Annotated in this window: 28 protein-coding genes; 4 read left to right on the forward strand and 24 right to left on the reverse strand. The window is 34.7% G+C overall.

What is annotated here, in order from left to right; genetic code table 11:
* Positions 1–530 (forward strand): hypothetical protein (locus TX86_RS27345; protein WP_230203702.1); only part of this gene is annotated, 530 nt, incomplete at its 5' end.
* Between the two features lie 453 nt (positions 531–983).
* Here the strand turns inward: TX86_RS27345 and TX86_RS21550 are convergent.
* The 6 genes from TX86_RS21550 to TX86_RS21575 all read right to left on the reverse strand — a co-directional run bounded on the left by TX86_RS21550 (position 984) and on the right by TX86_RS21575 (position 8,551).
* Entirely contained in the window at positions 984–1,217 is a 234-nt protein-coding gene (locus tag TX86_RS21550) for an MMPL family transporter (protein ID WP_042352088.1), read from the reverse strand.
* Positions 1,218–1,788: 571 nt separating this feature from the next.
* Positions 1,789–3,219: a 6-phospho-beta-glucosidase gene (locus TX86_RS21555; protein ID WP_042352089.1), complete on the reverse strand. Its 1,431-nt coding sequence runs from the start codon at positions 3,217–3,219 to the stop codon at positions 1,789–1,791.
* Between the two features lie 102 nt (positions 3,220–3,321).
* The gene (pgmB, locus tag TX86_RS21560) at positions 3,322–3,975 is read right to left on the reverse strand and encodes a beta-phosphoglucomutase (protein ID WP_042352090.1); all 654 of its coding nucleotides are present in this window, start codon (positions 3,973–3,975) and stop codon (positions 3,322–3,324) included.
* Positions 3,976–3,987: 12 nt separating this feature from the next.
* On the reverse strand, positions 3,988–5,688 hold the full coding sequence (locus TX86_RS21565; RefSeq protein WP_042352091.1) for a glycoside hydrolase family 3 protein: 1,701 nt from the start codon (positions 5,686–5,688) through the stop codon (positions 3,988–3,990).
* A gap of 24 nt (positions 5,689–5,712) precedes the next feature.
* Positions 5,713–7,599 carry a beta-glucoside-specific PTS transporter subunit IIABC gene (locus TX86_RS21570; protein ID WP_042352092.1) on the reverse strand — a complete coding sequence of 629 codons (1,887 nt, stop codon included), beginning with the start codon at positions 7,597–7,599 and terminating at the stop codon, positions 5,713–5,715.
* A gap of 85 nt (positions 7,600–7,684) precedes the next feature.
* The gene (locus tag TX86_RS21575) at positions 7,685–8,551 is read right to left on the reverse strand and encodes an AraC family transcriptional regulator (protein WP_042352093.1); all 867 of its coding nucleotides are present in this window, start codon (positions 8,549–8,551) and stop codon (positions 7,685–7,687) included.
* A 401-nt stretch (positions 8,552–8,952) separates the two neighbouring features.
* Here TX86_RS21575 and TX86_RS26840 point away from each other — a divergent pair, with 401 nt between their 5' ends.
* The gene (locus tag TX86_RS26840) at positions 8,953–9,111 is read left to right on the forward strand and encodes a hypothetical protein (RefSeq protein WP_154663194.1); all 159 of its coding nucleotides are present in this window, start codon (positions 8,953–8,955) and stop codon (positions 9,109–9,111) included.
* Between the two features lie 45 nt (positions 9,112–9,156).
* Here the strand turns inward: TX86_RS26840 and TX86_RS21580 are convergent, their stop codons facing one another.
* The 4 genes from TX86_RS21580 to TX86_RS21595 form a co-directional block, all read right to left on the reverse strand.
* Positions 9,157–9,879: an amino acid ABC transporter permease gene (locus TX86_RS21580; protein WP_042352094.1), complete on the reverse strand. Its 723-nt coding sequence runs from the start codon at positions 9,877–9,879 to the stop codon at positions 9,157–9,159.
* 13 nt (positions 9,880–9,892) lie between these two features.
* Positions 9,893–10,594 carry an amino acid ABC transporter permease gene (locus TX86_RS21585; protein ID WP_042352095.1) on the reverse strand — a complete coding sequence of 234 codons (702 nt, stop codon included), beginning with the start codon at positions 10,592–10,594 and terminating at the stop codon, positions 9,893–9,895.
* Positions 10,595–10,698: 104 nt separating this feature from the next.
* Positions 10,699–11,562, reverse strand: coding sequence for a transporter substrate-binding domain-containing protein (locus TX86_RS21590; protein WP_042352097.1), 864 nt, complete (start codon positions 11,560–11,562; stop codon positions 10,699–10,701).
* Between the two features lie 19 nt (positions 11,563–11,581).
* Complete coding sequence (locus TX86_RS21595) at positions 11,582–12,337, reverse strand: amino acid ABC transporter ATP-binding protein (RefSeq protein WP_042352099.1); 756 nt, start codon at positions 12,335–12,337, stop codon at positions 11,582–11,584.
* A gap of 185 nt (positions 12,338–12,522) precedes the next feature.
* Between TX86_RS21595 and TX86_RS21600 the strand changes: the two genes are divergently transcribed.
* A complete protein-coding gene (locus TX86_RS21600; RefSeq protein WP_042352100.1) occupies positions 12,523–13,710 on the forward strand; it encodes an acyl-CoA dehydrogenase family protein in 1,188 nt (395 codons plus the stop codon).
* Positions 13,711–13,810: 100 nt separating this feature from the next.
* Here TX86_RS21600 and TX86_RS27650 read toward each other — a convergent pair whose 3' ends face one another.
* The 6 genes from TX86_RS27650 to TX86_RS21610 form a co-directional block, all read right to left on the reverse strand.
* Positions 13,811–13,897: a transketolase C-terminal domain-containing protein gene (locus TX86_RS27650; RefSeq protein ID WP_081707796.1), complete on the reverse strand. Its 87-nt coding sequence runs from the start codon at positions 13,895–13,897 to the stop codon at positions 13,811–13,813.
* Positions 13,879–14,079: a hypothetical protein gene (locus tag TX86_RS26845; protein WP_154663195.1), complete on the reverse strand. Its 201-nt coding sequence runs from the start codon at positions 14,077–14,079 to the stop codon at positions 13,879–13,881. Before TX86_RS26845 ends, TX86_RS27650 begins: the two co-directional genes overlap by 19 nt.
* Before the next feature lie 6 nt (positions 14,080–14,085).
* Positions 14,086–14,232, reverse strand: a complete 147-nt coding sequence (locus tag TX86_RS26850) for a hypothetical protein (RefSeq protein WP_154663196.1) — start codon at positions 14,230–14,232, stop codon at positions 14,086–14,088.
* A 661-nt stretch (positions 14,233–14,893) separates the two neighbouring features.
* On the reverse strand, positions 14,894–15,418 hold the full coding sequence (locus TX86_RS21605) for a YwhD family protein (RefSeq protein ID WP_042352101.1): 525 nt from the start codon (positions 15,416–15,418) through the stop codon (positions 14,894–14,896).
* 2 nt (positions 15,419–15,420) lie between these two features.
* Positions 15,421–15,537 carry a riboflavin kinase gene (locus TX86_RS27655; protein ID WP_369126218.1) on the reverse strand — a complete coding sequence of 39 codons (117 nt, stop codon included), beginning with the start codon at positions 15,535–15,537 and terminating at the stop codon, positions 15,421–15,423.
* Positions 15,538–15,583: 46 nt separating this feature from the next.
* Positions 15,584–16,207, reverse strand: a complete 624-nt coding sequence (locus TX86_RS21610; protein WP_042352102.1) for a superoxide dismutase — start codon at positions 16,205–16,207, stop codon at positions 15,584–15,586.
* A 238-nt stretch (positions 16,208–16,445) separates the two neighbouring features.
* Between TX86_RS21610 and TX86_RS21615 the strand changes: the two genes are divergently transcribed.
* Positions 16,446–17,105: a helix-turn-helix transcriptional regulator gene (locus TX86_RS21615; RefSeq protein WP_230203703.1), complete on the forward strand. Its 660-nt coding sequence runs from the start codon at positions 16,446–16,448 to the stop codon at positions 17,103–17,105.
* Positions 17,106–17,153: 48 nt separating this feature from the next.
* On the opposite strand, the gene TX86_RS21620 is transcribed toward TX86_RS21615, so the two are convergent.
* The 8 genes from TX86_RS21620 to TX86_RS21650 all read right to left on the reverse strand — a co-directional run bounded on the left by TX86_RS21620 (position 17,154) and on the right by TX86_RS21650 (position 25,511).
* Entirely contained in the window at positions 17,154–18,368 is a 1,215-nt protein-coding gene (locus TX86_RS21620) for a multidrug effflux MFS transporter (protein WP_042352106.1), read from the reverse strand.
* An 83-nt stretch (positions 18,369–18,451) separates the two neighbouring features.
* The gene (locus TX86_RS21625) at positions 18,452–19,267 is read right to left on the reverse strand and encodes a MerR family transcriptional regulator (protein ID WP_042352107.1); all 816 of its coding nucleotides are present in this window, start codon (positions 19,265–19,267) and stop codon (positions 18,452–18,454) included.
* Between the two features lie 172 nt (positions 19,268–19,439).
* Entirely contained in the window at positions 19,440–19,610 is a 171-nt protein-coding gene (locus tag TX86_RS27920) for a hypothetical protein (RefSeq protein ID WP_500676235.1), read from the reverse strand.
* 18 nt (positions 19,611–19,628) lie between these two features.
* On the reverse strand, positions 19,629–21,275 hold the full coding sequence (locus tag TX86_RS21630; RefSeq protein ID WP_230203704.1) for a gamma-glutamyltransferase family protein: 1,647 nt from the start codon (positions 21,273–21,275) through the stop codon (positions 19,629–19,631).
* Positions 21,272–22,426, reverse strand: a complete 1,155-nt coding sequence (locus TX86_RS21635; protein ID WP_042352111.1) for a CapA family protein — start codon at positions 22,424–22,426, stop codon at positions 21,272–21,274. Before TX86_RS21635 ends, TX86_RS21630 begins: the two co-directional genes overlap by 4 nt.
* Positions 22,427–22,436: 10 nt before the next feature.
* Positions 22,437–22,886 carry a poly-gamma-glutamate biosynthesis protein PgsC gene (gene pgsC / locus TX86_RS21640; protein WP_042352113.1) on the reverse strand — a complete coding sequence of 150 codons (450 nt, stop codon included), beginning with the start codon at positions 22,884–22,886 and terminating at the stop codon, positions 22,437–22,439.
* Between the two features lie 11 nt (positions 22,887–22,897).
* A complete protein-coding gene (gene pgsB, locus TX86_RS21645; RefSeq protein ID WP_042352114.1) occupies positions 22,898–24,085 on the reverse strand; it encodes a poly-gamma-glutamate synthase PgsB in 1,188 nt (395 codons plus the stop codon).
* Between the two features lie 427 nt (positions 24,086–24,512).
* A complete protein-coding gene (locus TX86_RS21650; RefSeq protein ID WP_042352116.1) occupies positions 24,513–25,511 on the reverse strand; it encodes a C40 family peptidase in 999 nt (332 codons plus the stop codon).
* Positions 25,512–26,269: the final 758 nt, after the last annotated feature.

Below are 26,269 nucleotides of genomic sequence, written 5' to 3' on the forward strand. Positions count from 1 at the left end.
CTACGGGTGCCACAGGACCTACAGGTGCTACGGGTGCTACGGGTGCTACGGGTGCTACGGGTGCTACGGGTGCTACGGGTGCTACGGGTGCTACGGGTGCCACAGGTGCTACGGGTACTACGGGTGAAAGCTTATTGCTGATTTATTTGGCTTCAGATCAATCAATTGGCAATGGTGATTTCATGGGATTAGGTACCTCACAAGGTGGAGCAGATGGATTTGTGAGGGATAATGTAGTTATATCACAGACCTCAACAATTACAGGCTTAGTTTTAAATATACGTGATAAAGCTTTAGCCGCTGGACAGGCGGTTAGTGGTGAAATATTTAGAAGTACGGACGGCGGGGTAACTTTTACAGGTACAGGAATTATAGCGACAGTAAATGGCCCGAACCCTCCTAATTTTGCTGCCGCGACTACCGCTAGTTTCACTGTCAATGAATTCGATTTGTTATCTGTACAAATTACTTCTGAGGCTGGGGCCTTAGCCCATGGCGCAGCAGCTACTATCATATTAAGTGCGGTTTAACCAGATTAAACGAGACAATGAATAAGTAAAGAGTTTCCTGCTCTTCAAAAAATATATAAATCCAATGCATTGTATGGTGTATTGGATTTATTCCTTGTATTTAGATTCATCTCAGGGTTGACGAACTGACTTTACAATTTGCGGTTTTGTTAATAATAAAAGAGGAAGTTTTGAAAAATGATTATTCAAAACTTCCTCTTTTCATTTACTTTTATTTCATAATAATTATTTAAAAATCATTGGAAGATTTCTTAAGGCAGCATTAACACTCAATAATTATTCTGTCCCTACCTTACTTTCATTCCAAAAATTATTTAACTTTCTTAGGCCAAAAACTATATTTTCCTGCATTCTTTTCAGCACGTTTACACGGATTAGATGGCCAGAATGACTTCTCTCCTGCAATAGCGAATAAAGCTGGCATCAGAGTTAAACATGCAATTAATATAAGTTCTATTGCAACAACAAATACTGGTCAAAGCCACGATAAGATTCATATACAGCAAAGAATAGTGTTGCCATACTTAGTAACACTGTACTCCCAATGAATACAATTGGTTCTTTAACAAAGTTCAAAGCATTTTTCATGACTGCATTTACGTGCAAGCCTTTTTCCAGCTCTTCGCGGAAACGAGAAAATAGTAAAAATGAATAATCTGTAATAACAACAAATAATAATATCACCATTAAAGAGAATAATTTCGTTAATAAGCACTACACCCGCCAATTTCTTAATCTATAGGTGGACAACCACTCTCCATGCATTAAAATAGCATACCCTAATGTATATAAACGAAAGGTGGTTGTGCTTTTTATGTCATGTAGACGTGAATTTGAATCATTAGACTGTAATAGAAATCGTTGCGATTTCAAATCATGTGACTGCGATAAATGTCGTTGCGATTTTAAATTATTTGACTGCGATAAATGTCGTTGCGATTTTAAATTAGACTGTAATAAAAACCAATGCGATTTTAAATCATGTGACTGTGATAAATGCAACAGTAGAAAACGATGTAAACGCTTCTTCCTTTGGTAGATCGCCTTTTAAGATTTATTCTAGAGTCATACTATTAGTTAGTTTCTGCAAAATAAAGAGTCTATGGTTTATTAAGGACTCTATAAGGGCTTATCTTAACCTAGAACGCTAAATATCAACCTTTGTAATCTACTAAAAAAGCGTAAAAAGGGCTGTCCAAAAAGTGATCTACAATCACTTTTTGGACAGCCCCTATAATTACTTGAAATAGGTTTCACCTTATAAGTTTGCCCCATTGGTAGCTATTACTTCTTTATACCATTCAAAGCTTTTTTTCTTCGTTCTTTTTAGTGTACCATTTCCTTCATTATCTTTATCTACATAGATAAAACCATAGCGCTTTTTCATCTCACCAGTAGATGCACTCACTAAATCTATACATCCCCAAGATGTATATCCCCAAAGGTCAACGCCATCAATGTTAACTGCATCTTTCATAGCTTTAAGATGCGCCTTTAGGTAATCAATTCGATAATCATCTTCAATATTTCCATTCTCATCTGGAATATCAACAGCACCTAATCCATTTTCCACAATGAAGAGTGGCTTCTGATACCTGTCGTAAATAGCATTCATAGTAATTCTTAACCCTAGTGGATCAATCTGCCATCCCCATTCGCTAGCTTGTAAATATGGGTTCCTTAAAGTTGCAAACACATTTCCTTCAGTTTGTTCCTCTTCAGGCTCTGCACTTGTTAATCGAGAAGAATAATATGAAAATGAAATAAAGTCTACGGTATGTTCTTTCAATAACTGCTTATCTTCCTCTGTAATACCAATATCTATGTTCTTACGTTCTAATTCCTTAAGTGCATAAGAAGGATACTCACCTCTCGCTTGTACATCAATAAAGAAATAATTCTCGCGGTCTTTTTCCATCGATTTCCATATATCTTCCGGGTTACACGTTTTTGCATACGTATTTCCGGCTGCAAGCATACATCCAATCTTAAAATCCGGATTAATTTCATGAGCTATTTTTGTCGCAGCAGCACTGGCAACTAACTCATGATGAGCAGCTAAATATTTAACAGCTTCTTCATTTTCACCATCTTCAAAATATAAGCCTGCTCCTAAGAAAGGTAAATGCATAATCATATTAATTTCATTAAATGTAAGCCAATATTTGACTAAATCCTTATATCTAGTAAATAAAACTCTACATAAATTTTCATAGAAGCCAATTAGCTTTCGGTTTTTCCACCCACCATATTCTGTTATTAAATGCATTGGACAATCAAAATGCGTGATTGTTACCAAAGGCTCTATTCCATGCTTTTTACACTCTTTAAAGATATTCTCATAGAATTGTAAGCCTTCTTCATTCGGCTCACTCTCGTCACCTTTTGGAAAGATACGACTCCAAGCAATCGATAATCGGTATGTTTTAAAGCCCATTTCTCCAAATAAAGCGATATCTTCTTTATAACGGTGATACATATCAATGGCTTCTAAAGCAGGAAAATAATGTTCCTCATCTAATTCAAACATTTTCTTTTTACCTAACATTACTGGAAAACGATCTTCACCACGAGGAATAACATCTACATTCGCTAAACCTCTTCCACCTTCACTATATCCACCTTCACATTGATTCGCAGCGGTTGCTCCGCCCCATAAAAAACCTTCGGGTAATCCAGATTTCGACATAATATCCTCCCAAACTACTACAACTCATTGTAGTCATTTTTTTAGAAAAGGTTTGAAATAGATTAGACATTTACTAATTTATTTCAAACCTCTTGTTCCACTTTATAAACTCAATCTCTCTATCACATCATTAATAACTATTTTATCGAAATCTGCTACATGCATATCTGCAATTGGTAGATTTTCTACATTACCTACTCCAACTGCTTTCATTCCCGCATTGTGCGCTGCTTCGATTCCAGCAAGAGCATCCTCAAAAACAAGGCATTCTTCATTTTGAAGATGTATTGCCGCTGCACCTTTTACAAATACCTCAGGATTCGGTTTTGCTTCAGTAACACTCTCTCCATCAATAATTGCATCAAACATATTCATAAGACCTACATTTGATAATATTGTTTTGGCATTTTTACTTGCTGAACCTAGTGCAATTTTATAACCCTGTTCTTTAGCATTTTGTAAAAAGCATTTCATACCTGGAAGTATTTCTTCCTCTGTCATATTACTAATATATTGAAGATATATTTCATTTTTCCGACGGCAAAATTCATTCTGTTCTTCTACTGACATCGTTCGATTACCTAGTTCCAAAATAATCTTGAAAGAACGATTTCTACTTACACCTTTTAAAAGCTCATTATCAGCGAGTGTAAATTCGATTTGTAATTCATCCGCAATCGATTTCCACGCTAAATAATGATATTTTGCTGTATCAACTATGACACCATCTAAATCAAATAGTAATCCTTTAATCATGTAGTACCTCCATTAAAGAGTTGTATCCCAGTATCCACAGAACGGATCGTTCGGATTGATACCTTTGAATTCACTCTTTCCGATGATTTTTTCAACAATATGCTTTGGATTAAATTCATTTGCTGTATACGCATTGATATATGTTTTAATCATCGGTACATCTTGTAAATGATATGGATTTGCGATTGATACAAAGATCGTCGGTACTTCATTTACAAACCAAGGCGCATCTAAGCCCATTGGTGGCTGCCAATTGATACGAACCGTTGTCTGATTACTTGCCGTCTTAATGTTAGCAAAGTAGAAAATAATATCATACTTTTCTTGTAGTTCACTTGTAGGAGCATTCATAAACAATTCTTTATGCGTTTCCACTTCAAATCGTTCAACATCAAAACCTGCTTTTTCAAGTTCACTAATGAACAATCCACCTGTAGCAGGCTTTCCACTTGCACTTACAGCATCACCAAGCACGATGACTAACGCTTTCTTATGCTTCTCTACATCTAGAGGAATAAGATTTTCATTGTTTTTTACTAAAGTAATAGATTGGTCGGATAATTCATTTGCCCAATCCATATGCTCTTTACATCTTAGAACGCTTAGATTTTCAATAGGAGGCATAATCTTGCCTTCCTCTTTTTTTCTATGCAATTGTAAAGAGGCTTTAGTTGCTAGGATTCGAGCAACTGCTTCATCTAATCTTTCATTCGTGATTATGCCAGTTGCGACACCTTCCATAGCTGCTTCATAATCTTCTGCTAAATTTCTCGTAAACAGAATCATGTCACAGCCAGCAGCAATCGATTGTGGAATTAACTCTTTTCTCTTTCCTTGAGCAGTAAATCCAACCATTGATGTTGCATCTGTTACAATCATCCCATTAAAATTCAATTTACCTCGAAGCAAGCCTTGCAGAAGCTCAGGTGATAGTGAGCCTGGCATAATCTCATCATCTTTAATCTCTGGAGAGAAATGCTTTGTATAGGATGGTAGCATAATGTGACCAGCCATCACTGTTTTTGCACCTGCGTCAATCATTCCCTTATAAACCATTCCGAAAGTGTCATTCCACTCTTCTATCGATAAAGTATTAACGGACGCTAGCAAATGCTGATCGCGGTCATCCACTCCATCTCCTGGGAAGTGCTTGATTGAAACAGCTACATCATGCTCCTGACAACCTTTCATATATTCCTTAGCCATCGCTAAAACACGATTTTTGTCTGATCCAAATGTTCTCACATTCGTAATAGGGTTTGAAAAGTTCATATCAATATCAATAACTGGCGCAAATGACCAGTTGCACCCAACCGCACTTCCTTCACGACCAGCAATGGCTCCAAGTCTATAAGCATTCTCTACATTATTACTTGCTGCAACTTGTATATGTCTTCCGTAAAATGTACCTTCATTTCCAATTCCGTCACCACCGGACTCTAAATTAGCCGCTAATAACATCGGTACAGAACTATTATCTTGTAGGAATTGATGAATCCCATAAATCTTCTCACTTGCGCTTGGACGGTACATCATCCCACCAGGCTTATAATCTTCTAAAATTCCTTTCAGAACAGTATAATCGTCTGAATCTCCATGTAAACAAAATAGTTGTCCAACTTTTTCATTTACAGTCATTGAGTTTAATGTATCATTTACCCACTTAATATCTAAATCTGATAAATAGAAAGGATTTTCCTTAAATCTAATCATTGCTGCCTCCAAGTATGTCTAATTTCAACCTAATGTAATAATGGTGTCGTTTGATGAAACGTTCTCTTTTGTTGTTAAATCAAAATTTGCATATTGATGACTATTCGTAATAATGATAGGCGTAGTCGTTGAATATCCTGCGTTTACAATTCCTTCAATATCAAACTCTATTAACAAATCACCTTGTTTAACAGAATCACCTTGCTTTACCTTACTTGTAAAGTGAGCACCTTTTAAATTAACCGTATCCATTCCAACATGAATTAAGATTTCAACACCATTGCTGCCAGTAATACCAATTGCATGTCCAGTAGGGAATAAGCTTGTAACCACTCCATCAATTGGCGCAATCATTTTTCCTTCAGTTGGGTTAATAGCAATACCTTTCCCCATCGTACCGCTTGCAAATACTTGATCCTTTACATCATGAAGTGCTACAACGTCCCCTTTCATTGGGCTAGCAATTTCAACAGATTGACTATCATTTTTTGTTTCTTTTACTTTAGACTCTTTTTTATCCTTAAAAATAAAGATCGTTGCAACAAAAGCGATAACCATTGCAATAACGATAGAAATGACTGCCATTAATACACTATTAACCGCACTTCCATTAGGATCAATATAACAAGGGAAAGAGAAGATACCTTGTCCACCCATTGTATAGAATTTAACACCTAACGCCATTGCTATACCGCCACCAATACCAGATGCAATACAGCTAATGATAAAGGTTTTTTTCAGCGGAAGGGTTACACCATAAATAGCTGGTTCCGTAATCCCAAATATCCCTGAGAAAAACGCCGAAATAGAAGTCGTTTTCAATTTTTGATTTTTTGTTTTTAAAATGATCGCAATTAAGATTGCTACTTGGGTAAATGGAGCTGCCAGTGTAGCTGCAAAAATCGTATCATAGCCGACTGTTGCTAAATTATTAAGTACAATCGGAATAAGTCCTTGGTGAATACCAAAAATAACAAATATTTGCCAGAATGCACCTACGAAGACTCCATATAAAATTGGATTCAATTCAAACAGAAATTGAACAATCAGACCGATTCCACTAGATAACCATGTTGCGATAGGACCAATGACCAAAAATGTAATTGGAATTACAATCGCTAAAGTTAACAATGGAACTAAGAAGGATTTCACAACATCTGGAATGATTTTCTTAGCGACCTTTTCAACCTTTGAAGCGAACCAAACGGCTAAAATAACCGGAATAACCGTTGAAGAGTAATCATTTAACAATACAGGAATTTCTAAAAATGTTAAAAATACATTTGATTCAAACGCTGTACCCTCAAATAAAACACTTAGTGGTTCTCCACTCATCACTGCGATAAGTGTCGGGTAGACCATAATCGTACCGATGGCTAAACCGATTATTTCACTAATGCCAAACTTTTTGGCTGCTGTATAACCAAGGAAAACAGGAAAGAAATAAAAGATACAGTTTCCAATGGCTGATAAAATAATGTAGGTTCCATCTGTTTCAGCTAACACACCTGCAGCTGTCAAAATAACAAGTAAACCTTTCATCATACCTGCCGCACATAGAAGACCGATTACCGGTAAGAAAATACCAGATATGGTATTAATGATTCTACTAAAGATTCCTTGCTTTTCTTCGTTCTGCTCTTCAGAATCTGCTTTTTTCAACTTTGCTTTATCCAAAACCGCCTCACAAACTGCTCCTACATGATTTCCGATGACAATTTGATATTGTCCACCGCTTTGAATGACATTTACAATTTCGTCAGACTGCTTGAGCATTTCAGTATTTGCCTTGCTCTCATCTTTCAGTCGAAATCTTAATCGTGTAAAGCAATGTTCAAGAGAGGCAATATTCTCTTTTCCACCGACATTTTGAATGATGATTCTTGCTAATCCATCATATTTGCTTGCCACTTGTATTCCTCCTCTTTAAAATCTTGTTGATAGTGTCATTTTACGGTGGAAATCGTTTTCATTCTATCCAATACTTGTTTCGTTTTTAGTCGATTTTTGACATGTCACGGTGTACCTTCCTAAACTTCAAAGGCGTTACACCATACGCATTTTTAAAATCACGGATAAATGCTTTACTGTCCGGAGCGCCTATTTCAAAGGCTATATCAGTAATTGTTTTATCTGATTCAAGCAATAATTTCTTCGCAGCATTCACTCTCAAACTTTTAATATGATCCTTATAATTAATACCAATATACTTCTTAAAGCTTCTCGAAAAGTACTCGGACGTATACCCGAAATGCTCTGCCACTTCGTTTAAAGTAATATTTTCTTTATAATGCTCATTCATATACGACAATATCTCTTTATATCTTTCCGCATATTTCTGTGTTTGAACATCAAACACTTCATGCTTGTCATATTTAAAATCCTTCATTAATAGGTATAAAATTTCGTATAAAACACTTCGAATTTGCAGATTGTATAATTCTTCATTTTGTAAATAGATATCCTTCATGCGTGATACAGCATCCATAAGCTTGTTATAGCTCGGATGATTTCGATCTAATATGAAGTGATAATTATCAATATCCGCAAATAACTCTTTCAAAAATTTATATGAAATTAAAATGGAACAACCATACGTTGTATCTTGTGCAAATCCATAATATTCATGAGCTTCCCCACTATTCATGATTTCCATATCATTCGCGACCATTTTCTTTGTTTGTCCATTTTTCCAAATCATACAACTACTATTAGCTACCCAAAAAATCTCAATGCTTCTATGCCAATGTTTCAAAATATGACCATTATCTAAATGAGTACTTTCAATTAAATGTTCATGAGGAACAATTTTCACCGGGTAATTTCTCGTCATACGATTAATTTCATAATATCCACGCTCCACACGATTTCTCTCCTTTTTAAACTCCATAATCCTATTGTTTCCATCGTTAACTCCGTTATTAACTTAAAATATTAATCAGAAATTACATTAGTATAACAAATTATCCCCCTTAGAAAGTAAATCTTTGTGTATTAACTTAAATTAACTGTTTGTTTCTGTCATAAATAGTATCAATAATAATTTCTCTGTACATAAAGCTCCTTCTGTCAAATAATTAGTCATATTCAAAATTACCTAATGATCCAATAAAAACCAATTCCTTTACAGAGAATACTATTAATATCAACTATTACACCAGCCCATTTTCATAATCTATAGGTAGACAACCACGCCTCGTACCGTATAACACCATATCCTAATATATATAAACGAAAGGTTGTGAGTTTTTATGTCATGTAGACGTGATTGCGAATCATTTGGCTGTGATGACAGATGTCATAGAAGAAGAAGATGTTGTTGTAGAAGAAGAAGATGCTGCTGCTTCCCATTCTTTTTCCCATTCTTTTGGTAAAACATATCTACATCAGTTTTCAATAAAAAAAGCACTCCCAATAATTTAGGAGTGCTTTTCAATTCAGCTAGCTTCTATCACTGAAGAAAACTCTTTAGCCCGTTATAGTAGTTGGTTTATACTTATGTGCGCTCATGTTCTTTTCTAAGTAGTAGAAAATCAATTCAAGTAGTAAGCACACAATCCAATAAATAATAGATGCAACGAGATACATTTCTAAGAAATTGTATCCTTGGTTCGCAATCATTTTTGAAATTGCCATAATTTCTACGACTTTCACTGCAAATGCAAGCGATGTTGATTTAATTAAGTTAATAAAAATATTCCCCATGTTTGGCAATGCCATCACGATCATTTGTGGAAACACAACACGACGTAATCCTTGCCATGTTGTCATCCCTACACTGTGACATGCTTCCATTTGACCTGCAGAGATAGAATTTAAGGATGCCCGGAAAATCTCAGTCGTATAAGCAGCTGCGTTCATTGAATACACAATAAAGGCATACCACAACGGTGAGATATTGTCAGCATCCCATTTAGTTTCCCACGTTGCATTAACCCAATCGAGTAGCTCTGGTATACCGTAGAAGAATACGTAAAGTTGTACAAGCAATGGTGTTCCTCGAATAAATGATACGAAAACCGTTGTACATTGATTTAATATCGGAACTCTATAAATACGTGAAAGTGCCATTCCTAAACCGAATAATGAACCTATAACAATCGAAACGGCAGCAATAAGTAGCGTAATCGGTACACCTTTTAATACTTCGGGAAAATGTTCAATTGCAAAAGTCATATCAAAAACTGGCATTTATTTTCTCCCCCTATGATTTCGCTACATTTACATGCCCTTTTTTAAAGCTTTTTTCAAATTGATGAATTAAAACTTCGATTATAGCGCATGTTGCCCAATAAATAATCGAAATGACAACATACACTTGAAACATACCGAGACCGTAATTGTTCCCGATTATTAAGCGGACTTGCCCCATAATATCAACAACTCCAATCGTAAATGCGAGCGTTGTATCCTTTAATAGTTCAATTATGGTGTTCCCCATATTCGGTAACGCCAACACGAAAGCCTGTGGTAAAATGACCCGACGCAAAGCCTGCGAATAGGTCATGCCTACACTATAGCAAGCCTCTAATTGATGCTCGCCAACAGCTAAATAAGCGGAGCGAATCACTTCTGCTAAATAAGCAGAAATATGCAAAGCAAATGTGGAAATCGCAAAAATGAGTGGTGCGACATCATTAATATAAATTCCGAAATATGCTAACAGTTGTGGTAAACCAAAATAAATTAAGAACAGTTGAACTAACAGAGGCGTACATCGAGAAAATGAAATAAATACAGTCATCAACTGATGTAATACTGGTACTTTTTTAATGCGAATAATTGCAATTAACGTGCCGAGAATGAGTCCCACTAGTAACGAAGTAATTAGCATAAAAATTGTTAGTGGTAGCCGCTCTAATATCTGTAGAAACAAATCGCTCCATTGATGAATAGAAGAATCCATTTCTTTCTCCTTTCTAACAAAAGAGAGTGTAACTTTTTCTCTCTTATTACTTGGAATAATTTCAAGAGCCGTACACTCTCCACATCGTTTTCAGTTATGAACAATTATTTACTATTAAATTTATATTGTTCTTGATTGATATAATTTAAGTCTTGGAAGAAATCTACATCGAACCACTTCTCTGCAAGTTTCGATAACGTACCTTCTTTTTCAAGCTCTTTTGTTGCTTCATTAATCGCTTTTTGTAGCTCTTCATTTTTCTTGTTATAAACAATATGAACAGGCTCTTTTGACACAATGCCCCCTACTTTTATGTCTAGATTTAATTCCTTTTGGATCGCATCAAAAGTTGAAACATTTAAAAATACTGCATCATATTTTCCAGCTACCAAGCCTTTTAAATTATCTGCATTAGATGGATGTTCAATTGTTTCAATTTCAACGGCTGTCTTTGGATTTTTTTCATTATAGCTATTCAAAATGGTACGAAGACCGCCACTCGGAGCCATCGGTGCTAGTTTTTTACCTTTTAAATCCTCAAATGTTTTAATATCATTTGTGTCTTTGCGTGTAATAAGAGCTGTCATTGAGTATCCATACTCTGGATTACCGTATAAGAATTTTGCTTCACGTTCTGGATTTTTGAAAAACCAGTTAATCGCAAAATCAAATTTATTGGTACTTACACCGATTAAGTTTCCTTCCTCTTCACCAAATTGATAATCGAATTCATATTTCCCATCTAATTTCTTCTCGACTTCTTTTAAATAGTCGATATCATAACCTACCGGATCGTTTTTATCATCTGTATATAAAAATGGCGGGTTGACCTCATCGCTTAGTGCGACTTTTACAATTTCTGCCCCATTTTCAGATGTCGCTTTTTCATCTGATGAACCACAGCCTGCTAAAAGCGCCCCTGTTAAACTTAAGACTACTGCTATTGAACCAATTTTTTTAAGTGCCATTTCTCTTTTCCCCTTTAATTTAAATAATAAATTCTGGTGCTTTATTTAATCTGCGTAAAAATTGTTTTGTACGCTCTTTTCTTGGATGGATGATTACTTCTTCTGGCGTACCTTCTTCCACAATATATCCTCCATCCATAAAGACCACGTGATTGGATACTTCACGCGCGAATTCAATTTCATGCGTTACAACAATCATTGTGATTCCCTCGCTCGCAATGGTTTTCATTAAAGTTAAAACTTCTCCCACCATTTCTGGATCGAGTGCTGAGGTTGGCTCGTCGAATAAAATAACATCTGGGTTTAAAGCGAGCGCGCGTGCAATCCCTACACGCTGTTGCTGCCCACCAGATAAACTAGATGGATACGCATCTTTCTTTTCTAACAATCCCACTTTTTTCAATAAATTTTCTGCCACTTGTTTAGCGTCTTGCTTATTACGTTTCTGTGCTACGATTAGCCCTTCGGTGATATTCTCTAAAACCGTCTTGTTTTGAAACAAATTGTAATTTTGAAACACCATAGCTGTTCTTCGACGAAGTTGTAAAATATCTCGCTTCGATGGTTTTATTGCATTAATTGATAATTCATCACCAATTTGGATGGTTCCCTTATCAGGCTTTTCTAAAAAATTAATGCAGCGAAGAAATGTTGTTTTGCCAGAGCCAGATGGCCCAATAATTGTTAAAACATCACCTTTCTTAACTTCTAAATCTATCCCCTTTAACACTTCATGATCTTTAAATTGTTTATGGATTCCAGTTAAACGAATCATACCTCCACTCCCTAAATACATTTTTTCAACGACCCGTTCTTTTTTTGAATATAACGACAATTTAACACAAGAATTCATACCTGTAAAGTATGTTTTTTGGTTTTTTTGATAGATTTTTTCCTGAATTATCTGTATTATTGATATTAGTCTCTACAAAATGACTAGGAATTAAGGAGAATTATAATATGAATTCAATAAATCTGTTTATCAAAAATAATGAACAACAAAACGTCATAAGCCAATTGCATACATTAAAAGAAGTGATTAGAAAACGTGGTGAAATAGCGGATCATGAAAATGGTTTCCCTTTTGATAATTTTCAAGACTTATTAAAGATGGATTATAATCAATTAACACTACCAAAAGAATATGGTGGTAAAGGATTTGGAATTTATGACATGATTCTATTCCAAGAAACATTAGCAAGCTTTGATGGGCCTACAGCACTTGCGATTGGCTGGCAATTAGGCGTTGTTGGTGAAATTTACAATAAGAAAATGTGGTCCGAAGCACACTTGAAGAGATTTGCGGATGCAATTGTTAAAGAGCGCGCCTTAACGAATCGTGCTGTAAGTGAAGCCATTACAGGTAGCCCAACGCGCGGTGGTCGCCCTGGTACAAACGCCAAACTCATTGATGGAAAATGGCATATTTCAGGTCGCAAAAGCTTTATGACACTTTCGTATGCCTTAACGCATTTTTTAACATCTGCATGGATTGAAGAAAAAAAGGCAATTGGATATTTCTTAATTCCAAGTGATACAGAAGGTGTTGCAATTGAAGAAACGTGGGATATGATAGCTATGCGTGGTACAGCAAGCCATGACCTCATATTAAATCAGGTCATTTTACCGGAAGATGCTCTCGTCGAAATAAATGATGGACCTCGTAGTAATAAAATTAATGGGTGGGCACTTCATATTCCAGCTGTCTACTTAGGCATTGCACAAGCTGCTCGTGACTATGCTGTTCATTTCGCTAGCACTTATTCGCCAAATAGCTTACCAGGACCAATTGGTGAGCTTCCACACGTACAAGATAAAATTGGGCAAATCGAGTTAAAACTAATGACGGCACGCCACTTCCTTTATAGTGTAGCTGAAAAAATAGAAAACAAATCAACTCAAGATTACATTCAAAATGAGCTAGGCGCAGCTAAAAACATTGTTGTAAACTCTGCCATTGAGATTGTTGATTTAGCTATGCGAGTCGTTGGTGCAAAAAGTCTTCAAAGTAATAATCCTTTAAATCGCTACTATCGTGATGTTCGTGCCGGATTGCATAATCCACCAATGGATGATATGACCATTACAAAACTTGCTCAAGCCGCAATTGCTGAAACACAAGAAGCAAAAAAAGAAATACTTAAATAGTATTTACTAGGGACTGTCTGAAAAGTGATTTTTATAATTAAAGCTATGTTCTTTTAAAACATAAACCGAGGCATCGATTTAAGACGCCTCGGTTTTAATGTTATTTCATAGAATACATATCAATCACACTAGCTTCAATTCCTTGTTCAGCTAGAATTTCTGCTGCCTTTAATGATTCTGCAACCATAATGCCGTTAGCGATTTAGGTTCCTGTCGAATGAATAAGAACATATATATCGCCATCATTCTTTCTTCTTCAGAGAAGAAAAGGGAAGTATCATTTTGTTCTTGCATCTGGTTGTTAGCAAATTGAAGTATTACTTCCGGAACCTGTATAATTGATGTTCTTTTATAAACAATTGCTGGCAATGATTGTTATTCCAACCCAAAATTTAATTTTTCAAAATCATAAAGTATTTGTCTTTTAGTTAATTGCGTTTGCTCAATCAATTGCATCATTTTCAATTTCTTCAAAGAAACAAGATGACTAAAAAGTAATGATGGTCTTCCTTCTAACTGCACTAGAACTACCTCCTGAATTCATCATAATGTAAAACGCTTTCATTTTGTGCTTTTATTGATAACAAATGCTGTTATTCCATTTTTACAAAATTGGTCTTAACTACATTCCTTCGTTGATACGCAACGACTTTATGTTGCACAATCCCCTAATATACTTCGTGTTAAATTATAAGAAAATAAAAAAAGAAACCCTTTTACATAAATTTAAAGCGTCCCATTAGTCACACATCATTTAATCATACAAGAGAAACTGAAATAAGCTATGAAGTCTTTTAGTATAGTTTTTGAAATAAGAAAAACCGTCACCGGTCTTTTTCGATTGATGCCTAGCTCCTTGATTTACTCCCAAACGAAAAAGAGCTATGCGGCAATATCGAAATGCTGAAGCGACCCGTTTAGCCCCGACCAGCATAAGACGGCTCGCTTAAGAAATACGCTTTTCATTTCTAAAGCGAGATGGCTTATGACTCGAGGGGCTGGTCGCTGAAGCTAGACAACATGTATAAGACGAGCTGTTCTTGAAAACCCGCTCTTGGTTTTCAAAACAGGTTGGCTTATTTCTGAGCATAGCAGGTATAAGGTTAGACACATAAAAAACCGCTGAATACTCATTTTATCAACGGCTTAAATACAACGCTCTACTATTCGATTATTATTTTGGTTACCATATATTCTTAAAATCATCACTAGAATACTTCCAATAGTCTTCATTAAATTTAATTAAAAAATCTTTGAGAATTATTTTTGAAACATCGTCCATTTTAGTAAGATCACATTTACTTTTCAAAACTTTACTCAAACTATTCACTTGTTCAGGCATTGATTTATAGCCTAGACGAATTCTTCTTTCTTCACTCGATACTAAAACCTCACAAGCACCGATACCAGAATAATAAGGACCATCTTTTCCTCGGTTTAACGCAACCCAAACAATCCAATATAACTTAGGATCGATAAGCCCTTCTTTTACTTTTTGAAATCTGACCTTTTTTTCAATTTTACTTCGTCCATGCATAGCCTCCATATCGATGTACGCTTCATTATTTTCGGGATCAACGATTATAGACGTAATATTTTCTAATGAAAGAGCTCCTACGCCATAACTTCCATCTCCATTTGTTGGATCATTCTTAATAATATTGAATTGAGCTTTGCTTTTCGGTGTATTAGAATCATTTGATTTCATAGCTAATCCTCCATTCTAAAAAAGACCTTAGCATTCTGTTTATCCATATTCATTTGGTCAATTAATAAGTAGAGATTAGAGAATTTTATTTCTTCTCTCATATATTTAAGGAAAGATATAGATGCCTCTTAAATAAGGTGCCATAAAGGCACCTTATTTAATTACTTATTTAATTAGCACTTGTTCGTATTTTTTAGAAACAACATCCCAGTTAATAATATTGAAGAAGCTTGAAACATAATCTGGTCTTCTATTTTGGTAATTTAAATAATATGCATGCTCCCAAACATCAAGACCTAGAATTGCTTTTTTACCATCCATAACTGGGTGATCTTGATTTGGAGTGCTCATCACTTCTAATTTATTATCTTCATTTACTACTAACCACGCCCAGCCAGAGCCAAATCTAGAAGTTGCAGCTGCAGTGAATAATTGTTTGAATTGATCAAGACTACCAAAAGTAGCATTGATTTCATCGGCTAATTGTCCAACTGGTGCATTGTTTTCTTTAGCTGGAGCAATTACTTCCCAGAATAACGAATGGTTTAAATGTCCACCACCATTGTTTCTTACAGCTGTTCTGATTCCTTCTGGTACACTTTCTAAATTAGCTAAAATTTCTTCAAGTGATTTTTCTTGTAAATCAGCATTTCCTTCAAGTGCTGCATTCAAATTAGTAACATATGTTTGATGGTGCTTACCATAATGAATTTCCATTGTTTGTTGGTCAATTATTGGTTCTAAAGCGTTGAAATCATAATTTAAAGTTGGTAATGAATATTTTGTCATAAGTATTCCTCCTAAGTTTACAAACTTTATAAACTAATAAGTATAAAAAGTATAAATAAAAGATACTATGATATAATTTTTAAAGCAAATTATTTGCTCTGTTATTTAGTGAAATCCACCAAAATCGCTGTTAATTGAATTAACACTAAGAATATTTTATACTTTTTTATATAATAAGTCTGAACAATAAGGAAAATGAGATACACTAACATCAATGATTAGAAATGAGGTGTCTACCTTGCAAACATCTAAACAAAGTACAAAAGAAAAAATTCTTGAGTATATAAAAAAAGAAGGATTACTTACTGTAAATGATCTTACAAAACGATTAGCTATTACAGATATGGCTGTAAGAAAGCATTTGAATATATTAGAAAAAGACCACCTTATTCAAGCAACAGAAATGAAGCAGCCGATGGGGCGGCCTCTTCAAATATTCTCATTAACTGAAAAAGGGGAACGACTATTCCCGAAGAATTATGAAAATATAAGTGTAGAATTTTTACACGATATTCAAGAGATACACGGAAAAGAATCCGTCAGCCTACTTTTTTCGAAAAGAGAGCAAAGACTAACTCAAGAATATTCCAATCGCTTAGCTCTTAAGCCCACAACCAATAAGATTGAAGAACTAGTAAAGATTCAAAACGAAAAGGGTTATATGGCTGATAGCACGCAGATTGATCATAATACCTATGAACTAATCGAATATAATTGTCCAATTATGGCTGTAGCAAATGATTTTAAAATAGCATGTAGCTGCGAAACGGAAATGTTAAAAAACGTGCTAGAAACACAAGAAATCAAAAGAACCTGTTGCCGTACAGATGGAGATCTTCATTGTAAATTCTTAATTACATTTCCTGACATCTCTACAAACGCAACAAAAAGAAGCTGATAAATCATTTCTCCTGATTTGACCAGCTTCTTTTTTTATTGTTCAACTTTACTTTTGCCGATGAGCCATAACAAAGTACAGAACTAATGCCAGTATTTCCGTTACGGCAATAATAACTGCCATCGGTAGCGCTGTATGCTCTCCACCCATTCCCACAAGTGGTGCAACAATTCCGCCAAACAAAAATGATAACAACCCTAACAAAGCTGCCGCACTACCCGCCGTCTTTTCTTGCTTTGCCATTGCTAAAGAGAATGTCGTTGTTCCAACAATACCAACACAAGATACAAGAAAAAATAAAGGAATTAATACAGCGAAGATATTTGCATTCAGAATAACTGCAACAAGCAATGCTATACCTGAAACCGCAGCAAGTGATAACCCAACTATCAACAGCTTTGTCTCTCCATAGCGTCCTGATAATCTCCCCGTAACTTGTGTGGCAATAATGATTCCTATTCCATTTATCGCAAAATACACGCTAAACATTTGTGGTGTGAAATTATATATATTTTGAAGTACAAATGGTGAACCTGCGATATAAGCAAACATAGCCGCAGTAACTAATCCTTGTGATAGCGCATATCCCATAAACAATCGATCACACAAAATATGTCCCATGGAAATGAATGTTTGTTTCATTCCCCCTTGCAATCTTCGTTCAGGGGGAAGCGTTTCTCCTAAACTCCAAACAACAGAAATTAGCGAAAAAACACCTATTAAACTTAAAACGAAGAAAATGCCACGCCAAGATGTTATTTCAAGCAATTGCCCTCCGGCGATTGGTGCTATGATTGGTGCTGCTCCGTTTACCAGCATAAGTAACGCAAAAAATTTCGTTAATTCACTACCTGAATATAAATCTCGTACCATTGCTTTCGAAAGGACAATTCCTACTGCTCCCGCTACACCTTGCAAAAAACGCAAAAAGATAAATACCCAAACAGACTGCGTGAACATACAAAGTAGCGAAGAAACAATATACAATAATAATCCTAAAATTAATGGCATACGACGACCTCTAACATCACTAATCGGACCTGCGAAAAGCTGACCTGCAGCCAATCCAATCATACAAGCTGTTAAGCTCAATTGTGCATAAGATGCCGACGTCTGTAATTCATTTGCTAGCATTGGCAGAGCTGGTAAGTACATATCCAGGCAGAAAGGGCCAAATGCCGATAAAACCCCCAAAACGAATGCTAGCCATAAACGTCGAGAAGCACTACTCTTCATAGAAACTGTTGTAGCCATTTGTTTCATACTTTTTAATCCTTTCCTGTTTTATAATGTAAATTTAAAATACCTGTTACACAGTTTAAACCCTCCCACTACTGGAGAATCAACTACGTAACAGGTATTTGAATTTCTGTTAAATATTCATTTTCATCCTTTGATATAAATTCATCAACAATCATTCTTTCTATCGCGTCACCCCTAATCTTTAAATGATGATCTTCGATATATTTCAGCAACATATGATAGTAATGCTTGGAATCTTCACGCTTCCCATTAAAATTAATACATACATAGTCCCCCTGTGGTAACTCCATGCTACAATCCCCATCATAGTGATGATCTTCTAATAAAATAAAAACAGAACTATACTCATTAAATAGATGCTTGCTTAAATTATGGACAGAAACTGTAAGACCAACTCTTCCTATAAATAAGGATGGCTCTAAATTAAAGCTATTTTCTAATCCCTTTAGCGTTAATTCTAACTGGTGTTCCGAGAATATATTTTCTTGTATAGCTACCATTCTTCTAGCTTCTATCTTCTTTAATTTCACTACACCCAATTCTTTTATTTGCCTAACAGCCATTAATTCCTCTATACGATTTTGAAAACGAGTACTAATTAACTGTAGCTCCTTAATCTTCTGGTCTGTTCTCTCTTTATGGTGCTCTAATAAATGTACAAAATTCTCTAAGCTCCCCTGTTCGAATTGGGTTTTAATTTCTTTCAATGATAACCCTAGAGCCCTCAAGTATTTTATGATATTCAATTGCTCAAACTGTTCTGTTGAATAATAACGGTAACCATTCGTTTGATTTGTTTCAATTGGTTTAAACAGTCCAATTTCATCATAATACCGTAATGTTTTAATTGAAATATTATGTAGCTTCGATATTTCTCCGATTGTAAAAATATTCTTCATGCCATCACCTACTTTTGCAGAATCATTATTAATCTACTTTACAATATATTTATAACTGTAGCACTTATATATGGCTAAAAAGGTAGCTCGCTTTATTTAAAGCAGAAAAGAGGCTATCCAAGAGAACCTTTCTTCTCTTTAGACAGCCTCTAAACTGTAAACAATAACTCTTTTATTCTTTAAGACTTTCAATTAACATTAGATTACTATGATATTTAATACTCTCAACTTCAGATTTATACAAAACATCCTGATATTTAAAGTGAGACATTATAAAGAGAAAGCCTGCAATTATCACAACTGGAATTAACCCGATAGAGATTTTTATCAAATTAGCTGTCATTGGATACTCCTTACTTTATTACTGAACCTTCCAAGTCCCGGACCTTCGGGCATCAGCAGCTCCATAAATTTCGTGATTTTTATAATCAATTACTAACGCTTGAACTCCCCCAAAAAACTCTGGAGAATTTTTTAACGTAACTTCATAATTATGTTTGTAAAGCTCTTTTATTTCATCATATGAAAGTTCTTTTTCTGTATAAACCATGTTATCTTCAACGAAGAATCTCGGTTGATTAATTGAATCTTGAAGTGATTCATTAAACATCAAATGACGAAGCAAAACTTCCGTTATCATTAACGGAATTCTTCTTCCACCTGGACTTCCAATTCCAATCGTTTTTTCTTCATTCCATAGCACAGTCGGTGCGGTAAATGTTCGTGATTTTTTTCCTGGCTCATGATAATTAATACTTTTCTTGTAAGTACTAAAATTACTCAAGCTATTATTAAGGAAAAAACCATTCACATAGTTACCTGATCCAAAGAAATTACTTAATGTATTAGTTACCGAAACAACAGTACCGTCTTTATCCGTTACAACAAAGTGAGTCGTACTTACATGTTCTTCATCTTGGAATGCTTCACTAAAATCATTGCTCTTACTATAATCATCATTCGACATATCTTTCAACATTTGTTCAATATAACTAGGCTCGAGCATTTTTTGATTATTAAACTTATAAAACTTTGGATCACCATTATATTTTAGTCGATCCATATATGTTCGATTTGTTATTTGACCTATCTTATGAATATAATCAGCTGAATTATTAGTTGGTGCTTCTATATTCATTAACTCTGCCATCATTAAAGATTGGATTAAAGTCGTGCCAGAAAACGGAGGTGGAGCTGATACTACATTGTAATCAAGAAACTTACCATATACTGGTTTTCTTTCGACTACCTCATAATTTCGTATATCTTCTTGCTGTATCCCACTCACATTTTTAACAATTTGATTTTCTATGAATGATTCATAAAATACTTCTGCACCATTTCTTTGCAAATTCTTTAAAGTAGTCGCTAATTCTTGTTGTTTTAAATTGGTTCCAGCCTCAAGTACTTTTCCTTCTGGAAAGAATGTAGCTAGCTTTTCAATTGGTAATCTAAATTGAGCTTTAGAAAGCCTTTTAACTAGTGTGTTATCCACAATAAAACCTTCTTCAGCTAGCTTTACAGATGGTGCAAGTAAATCAGCCAATTGCATAGAACCGAATTTTTCATGAACGGTTTCCATACCACGTACAAAACCAGGCATACCTATAGTACTTTCATTAGCTTGGGATGATTGCGGACTCGTTTCTCGATAATCAAAAAAAGTAGCATCTTCTTTGTTTTTCGGAACAATTAGCATTCCGCCGCCACCACCAATTCCCGAACCATATGGTTCAACTACACCAAGTGCATATGAAACGGCTACTGCAGCGTCTACGGCATTTCCTCCCGCTTCCAAAACTTCCATACCCACTTCTACAGCTAGTTTATTAGAAGAACTAACTCCGTAGCTCTTATTCTCTTCTATTGTTTTACTACTTTCAAAACCATTGAACACCTTGAATAATTTTCCACCTTTTTGTTGATCAACTTTTTGAATAACCACTACACCAATAACCAATAAACTTAATAGAATTACAACAACCAGAACAATTTTTTTCTTCATCATTGTTTTTCTAACATTTCATTGTAGTCAACTGAAAATGTTAGCTTTCCATCCTTTTCAGTGAAGTTAATAGTATCTGGTGATTCTTTCGTTAAACGTTTAAAGATTTTCTTCTTATGATAGAAATCATTACTTTTTAATGGGGTAGGAGTAGCTTCCTTAATAAGTAAAGGGGTAATTTCAAAATTAGCTATACCATTTGCATCTAATTTATATTGAACGATGGCTGATTCTCTAGTAGATGACCACCCTTGGTCAAAAATAAAATTACCTAAGCTATAAAAAATAATTGTATTGTTATAGCGATCAATTGACTGCAGAACGTGAGGATGACTACCTACAATGATATCTGCTCCAGCATGTGAAATAGCTTTTGCTAATGCTTTTTGTCTAGGTGAAGCTGATGTTTCATATTCTTGTCCCCAATGAACATTTACAATAACTAAATCTGCATTTTTTTTCGCTTCATTAATAAGAGGTATAAAGATTTCTGGCTTTGCAGCTAGGACGCCGGGTGTATTGATTGTGGCTCTTGAACCATCAACATATGAATCAGTAAAGCCAAGTGTTGCAATAACATTTCCTTTTATAGTTTGGTAATCTATTAATTTAGCTCCTTCTTCATGCTCACCGGCTCCAACCATAGCTAGATTTTGTCCTTGGAAGGCCTTTAAAGTAGCTAATACGCCTTCTGATGAATAATCCATTTGGTGGTTATTAGCTAAATTTAGAACAGAAAAATTTTGATTTTTTAAAGCGCTTAAAGAATCTTCTTTCGTATATAAATGAATCTTCTTATCCTGCTTTGTATATTGTTCAGGATTATCTAATATTGGATGTTCAAAATTCCCTGTTACATAATCAGAATTACGAAAATACTGATTTACATGACGGAATAGAAACTCATATCCACTTCGATTAACTATATTTTCAACATGACGACCGAACATAATGTCTCCAACCATTGTTGCAGTAATTACATTGTCATCTTTTTCACTAACAGCAGAGACTATAGATCTACGATCCATCCACGTCAATGCAAGCATGAGACATATACATGCAATAGTAACAATCCATACATATTTATGCGTCCATTTTTTCGATTTCTTTGTAAAACGAAGTATTTTTTCTTTGAAGTTTAATTTTTTTTTCATGTTATACACCTTAGAATAAATTATAAATAAGCATTAAACAGAACGTTGCTCCACTAATCAATAACGTACTACCATAGGTAACTAGTAAACCTTGTCTTTGAATTGTATTTGCAATTAACCCAGGTACAATTACACCAATTCCTCGGAATTCATAAATTTCAAATGGCATAATTGGATAAAAATAATCAAAAATTAATTTAAGAATTATTCCCACTGTGAGCATGGCTGCAAACTTTCGACGACCGTATAAAATAACAACTTTTGATATACCATACGTTACAATTAAATAGGTTAATAAACTAATAACGATAATCATAAGCATCATTGCAGGTTGGTCAAATACTAATCCTAAATAACCCGGTACAACCAAACCAGCAGGCACTATACCTGTTTTTTCAGTAAACAATAAACTTAATAACACGCCCAATATAAGAGCTACATATAAATCCGTTCCAAACATTCAATCTCACCCTAACTTGCTTTCTCTACAAATTTAATTTCTTCTATTTCTTCAATTAAAGGCTCTGCAGCACCATGAATATTTCCAACACCATATATCATGCGATTTGGTATTTGCGGCATAAGTTGACTGTATATTTCTTCTGTCGTTTGATTTTCAAGATTCATAAGTTTTTCTGCTGGAATTAAGCCATCATTATATGCCTTTACGATAGGAGATGTAGTTTCACCTATTAACACTAAAATAGCGCAAGGAATGTAAGGAAGTACGTCCTTAGCAAATTGTTCAGTACGATCTACACGGTCAGGGCGACAATTCATAATAACGATGGGATTCTCTACAGGATATCCAATCTCCCCAACCCTTTCCCAAATACGAAGTGTTGATGACGCATCGTTCGCTGCAAATCCATTAACGAAGTAAGAAACTGCCCCCGGTTGCCCAAACTTCTTAATTTTCATAGCACCTGGATCTGGATGAGCGTTTAGCATACCTCTAAATGCAATATCTTCAGGAATATCTAATGCTTTTGCAACACCTAACGCAAGAGCTGCATTATCAGGGAAAACCATATAATCAAATTCTCTTAAATAAGCATCTGTAATACGGTCATTATCTGCAACAATAACTTCAGTTCCTCTTTCACGTGCCACTTGCTTAAAATATTCTAAGTACGGGGATTCAATTGTAACTAGATATCCATTATGTGGTATTGTAGCGATAAATGCTTCAGCAACTTCATCAAGAGTAGGCCCCATAACATCCATATGATCTTCTAGAACATTAACAATTACACCAATATTGGCTTGAACCATTTTCTCTTGATAGGTAATTTGATAATCAGGATTAACCGCCATACATTCACTAATTAAGGCTTCAACTCCCATATGTGCAGCTTTCGCCACTACCTTTCTTTGTTCTCCTATATTCGGACCTTCCTTACGTCTAATAATTGGTTCTTCCTCTTTTTGATTCCAATAAATAATCCTAGCCGATGTTCCAGTTGTTTTCCCCATTGTTTTATAACTGGCTTCTTTCACAATTCCTGTAATAAGCCTTGTCACAGTTGACTTACCTCGGATTCCATTAACATTTACTCGAATTTTAATCGAATCTATATTCTTTTGATGATTTCTTTGCTCTATAACTCCGTAAATAATAAATAAAAGTACAGAAATCAAGATGACTATTAATTCCATTGAAATAGTGCTCCTTATTATATTGAAATATTATTTTTTGGAATATCGATTTATCAAAATAGTTTGAAATTTTTCTAATTCAAAATAATTTTTTAAATTCTTCACAAATCTCACACGCAATCACCATCTTATATAAGAGTTCGCTTCCAGGTCAATGCAATTCTAAATCCGCAAAATAGTTTATAAATAGCAAATTTTAAATTTTCTTTTTCAATCTTCGAATGTTCTCTCTACATGTATAGGTATGTTGATTATTTTTAGCTGTAATGGCGCTATTAAAATATTTTTTTAATATTTAAATATAATTATTTTCACCCATTTTCACCATTTATATCCTTCACAAATCCTTCTTTTTTGCACAAAAAAAACGCTCCAATAATTGAGTAACAACTCATTTTGGAACGGTCTTTTTTTATTTATCTTCTATTCACTTTACATTCAAACCACTATATAAAGCCGCTGAAAAATCTGCTCTTGTCGTATTATCATCTGGACGATATGTATCTGTTCTAAATCCTCCTGTTAAATCAATCGCATACATCTTATTAATCGTATTATACAAAGAATAATTAGGGATAGGATCTGAATATGTAAATTTAAAATCAATATCTAATTTATTTAGCTGAAATGTTCTTTCTATAATGAATGCCATTTGTCCTCTCGTCATTGTTTCATTGGGACGAAAAGTTCCATCAGAAAAACCATTTATAATATTCATTTTTTTAATAGCAGCTATATCTTTAGCAAAAGTATATCCTTCTGAAACATCCTTAAATGAATTAAGATTAGCTGGTGGCGTATTTTTCAATACTCTATTAACAATGGCAGCAGCCTGTCCTCTAGTAATTGAGATATCTGGTCGAAAAGTAGAATCACCATAACCACTAATTATTCCTTTAGAGCTTAATACACCAACAGCTCTATAAGCAAAATGTTGCTTTTTTACATCCGTATACTCCCTATATATTTCACTTTCAAACAAACGCTTAGCACCTGTATATTTTTCCTTCCAATAAGGATAGTCCAAACTATCTACCCTTACTCCACCACTTCTAGTTGCACTTATAAAACTATTATTTCCGGTATAAATACCAACGTGAGAGATTCCTTCCTTATATGTATCGGAGAAAAAAACCAAATCACCTAATTTTAAATCTGCTTTTTTGATACTTGTCCCCAAATCATATTGTTTCTCAGCTTTGTGTGGTAAAGATATACCGACTTCATTAAACACATATTTTGTATATCCTGAGCAATCAAAACCATCTACTGTACCTCCACCAAATATATAGGGAACACCTTCATATTTGTAGGCAACTTTCATTAAATCTTCTACAGTAAATGAATCAGAATTTGCACTTGTTTTATTCGTTCCAACGCTTAAAGCCAGTGCTACAACAATAAAAAAACATAGTATCCTCCTCATCAAGACTCCTCTCCTTTAACATTAAAGTATATTGATATAATTTAATGTTAACATAATTCTATAAATTCACTTATATATTTTCGGGGATTTTATAAAATATTTACTATTTTACAAAAATATAAGGAGTTTCAATGAATATAACTACTACAACAATCTAATAATTAATACAAATGTAAGACTAATATAACCCTCCATCTATACCTTTAACCACACAACAACTTCTAATCCCTATGACTCTTCTATTCTTTTTCTACACCTGCAGTATTTCTTCTGTTCATCCAACGTAATCCTACAATCATCACCATAAGAGATGCCACTGTAAATCCAAGCGACCAAAGAATTTCCATCTATAATCAAACTCCTTTTGTTTGTTTTTTAATGCCTCTTAACTATACAAAGGAAGTTTGCAGATTCTATTGATACTTTATCAAGATTTCATCGATATTTTTAGAAGTAGACAAATTACATTAAGATAAGCGCAAGCACCCGTTTAGAGACGTATAAACTGGAGCTCTCCTCCTTTAGATAAAGGAAACACCGCTAAATGTGGAGAACGCCCGTTTATCGGCGACAAGCATAAGGCAAGCTGGCTAGAAGGTCGCTTTTAACCTTCTGGACTGATCGACTTATGACCTCGAGCCGATGGCGTTCGGAACTAGACAACACGAAGAGCCAATAAGCGATTCGATTTTGACTTATCGTAGGGAAGAGATCGAAGTTTACTAGTCTCTGGGCTCTGAAGCTAGACATCGACTTAG

This window comes from Bacillus massiliigorillae, from assembly GCF_000380245.2.
Lineage (GTDB): Bacteria > Bacillota > Bacilli > Bacillales > DSM-1321 > Bacillus_AD > Bacillus_AD massiliigorillae.

Coding starts and splice junctions, on each gene's coding strand:
- TX86_RS27650 (WP_081707796.1), bottom strand. CDS start 13,897: ATGGTTGCAGAATCATTAAAGGCAGCAGAAATTCTAGCTGAACAAGGA.
- TX86_RS21625 (WP_042352107.1), bottom strand. CDS start 19,267: ATGAAGAATATTTTTACAATCGGAGAAATATCGAAGCTACATAATATT.
- TX86_RS21565 (WP_042352091.1), bottom strand. CDS start 5,688: ATGATTAGATTTAAGGAAAATCCTTTCTATTTATCAGATTTAGATATT.
- TX86_RS21555 (WP_042352089.1), bottom strand. CDS start 3,219: ATGTCGAAATCTGGATTACCCGAAGGTTTTTTATGGGGCGGAGCAACC.
- pgsC (WP_042352113.1), bottom strand. CDS start 22,886: ATGTTTGGAACGGATTTATATGTAGCTCTTATATTGGGCGTGTTATTA.
- TX86_RS21630 (WP_230203704.1), bottom strand. CDS start 21,275: ATGATGAAGAAAAAAATTGTTCTGGTTGTTGTAATTCTATTAAGTTTA.
- TX86_RS21600 (WP_042352100.1), top strand. CDS start 12,523: ATGAATTCAATAAATCTGTTTATCAAAAATAATGAACAACAAAACGTC.
- pgmB (WP_042352090.1), bottom strand. CDS start 3,975: ATGATTAAAGGATTACTATTTGATTTAGATGGTGTCATAGTTGATACA.
- TX86_RS21585 (WP_042352095.1), bottom strand. CDS start 10,594: ATGGATTCTTCTATTCATCAATGGAGCGATTTGTTTCTACAGATATTA.
- TX86_RS21595 (WP_042352099.1), bottom strand. CDS start 12,337: ATGATTCGTTTAACTGGAATCCATAAACAATTTAAAGATCATGAAGTG.
- TX86_RS27920 (WP_500676235.1), bottom strand. CDS start 19,610: ATGACAGCTAATTTGATAAAAATCTCTATCGGGTTAATTCCAGTTGTG.
- TX86_RS21635 (WP_042352111.1), bottom strand. CDS start 22,426: ATGAAAAAAAAATTAAACTTCAAAGAAAAAATACTTCGTTTTACAAAG.
- TX86_RS21620 (WP_042352106.1), bottom strand. CDS start 18,368: ATGAAACAAATGGCTACAACAGTTTCTATGAAGAGTAGTGCTTCTCGA.
- TX86_RS21580 (WP_042352094.1), bottom strand. CDS start 9,879: ATGCCAGTTTTTGATATGACTTTTGCAATTGAACATTTTCCCGAAGTA.
- TX86_RS21550 (WP_042352088.1), bottom strand. CDS start 1,217: ATGGTGATATTATTATTTGTTGTTATTACAGATTATTCATTTTTACTA.
- TX86_RS21590 (WP_042352097.1), bottom strand. CDS start 11,562: ATGGCACTTAAAAAAATTGGTTCAATAGCAGTAGTCTTAAGTTTAACA.
- pgsB (WP_042352114.1), bottom strand. CDS start 24,085: ATGGAATTAATAGTCATCTTGATTTCTGTACTTTTATTTATTATTTAC.
- TX86_RS21650 (WP_042352116.1), bottom strand. CDS start 25,511: ATGAGGAGGATACTATGTTTTTTTATTGTTGTAGCACTGGCTTTAAGC.
- TX86_RS21610 (WP_042352102.1), bottom strand. CDS start 16,207: ATGACAAAATATTCATTACCAACTTTAAATTATGATTTCAACGCTTTA.
- TX86_RS21605 (WP_042352101.1), bottom strand. CDS start 15,418: ATGAAATCAAATGATTCTAATACACCGAAAAGCAAAGCTCAATTCAAT.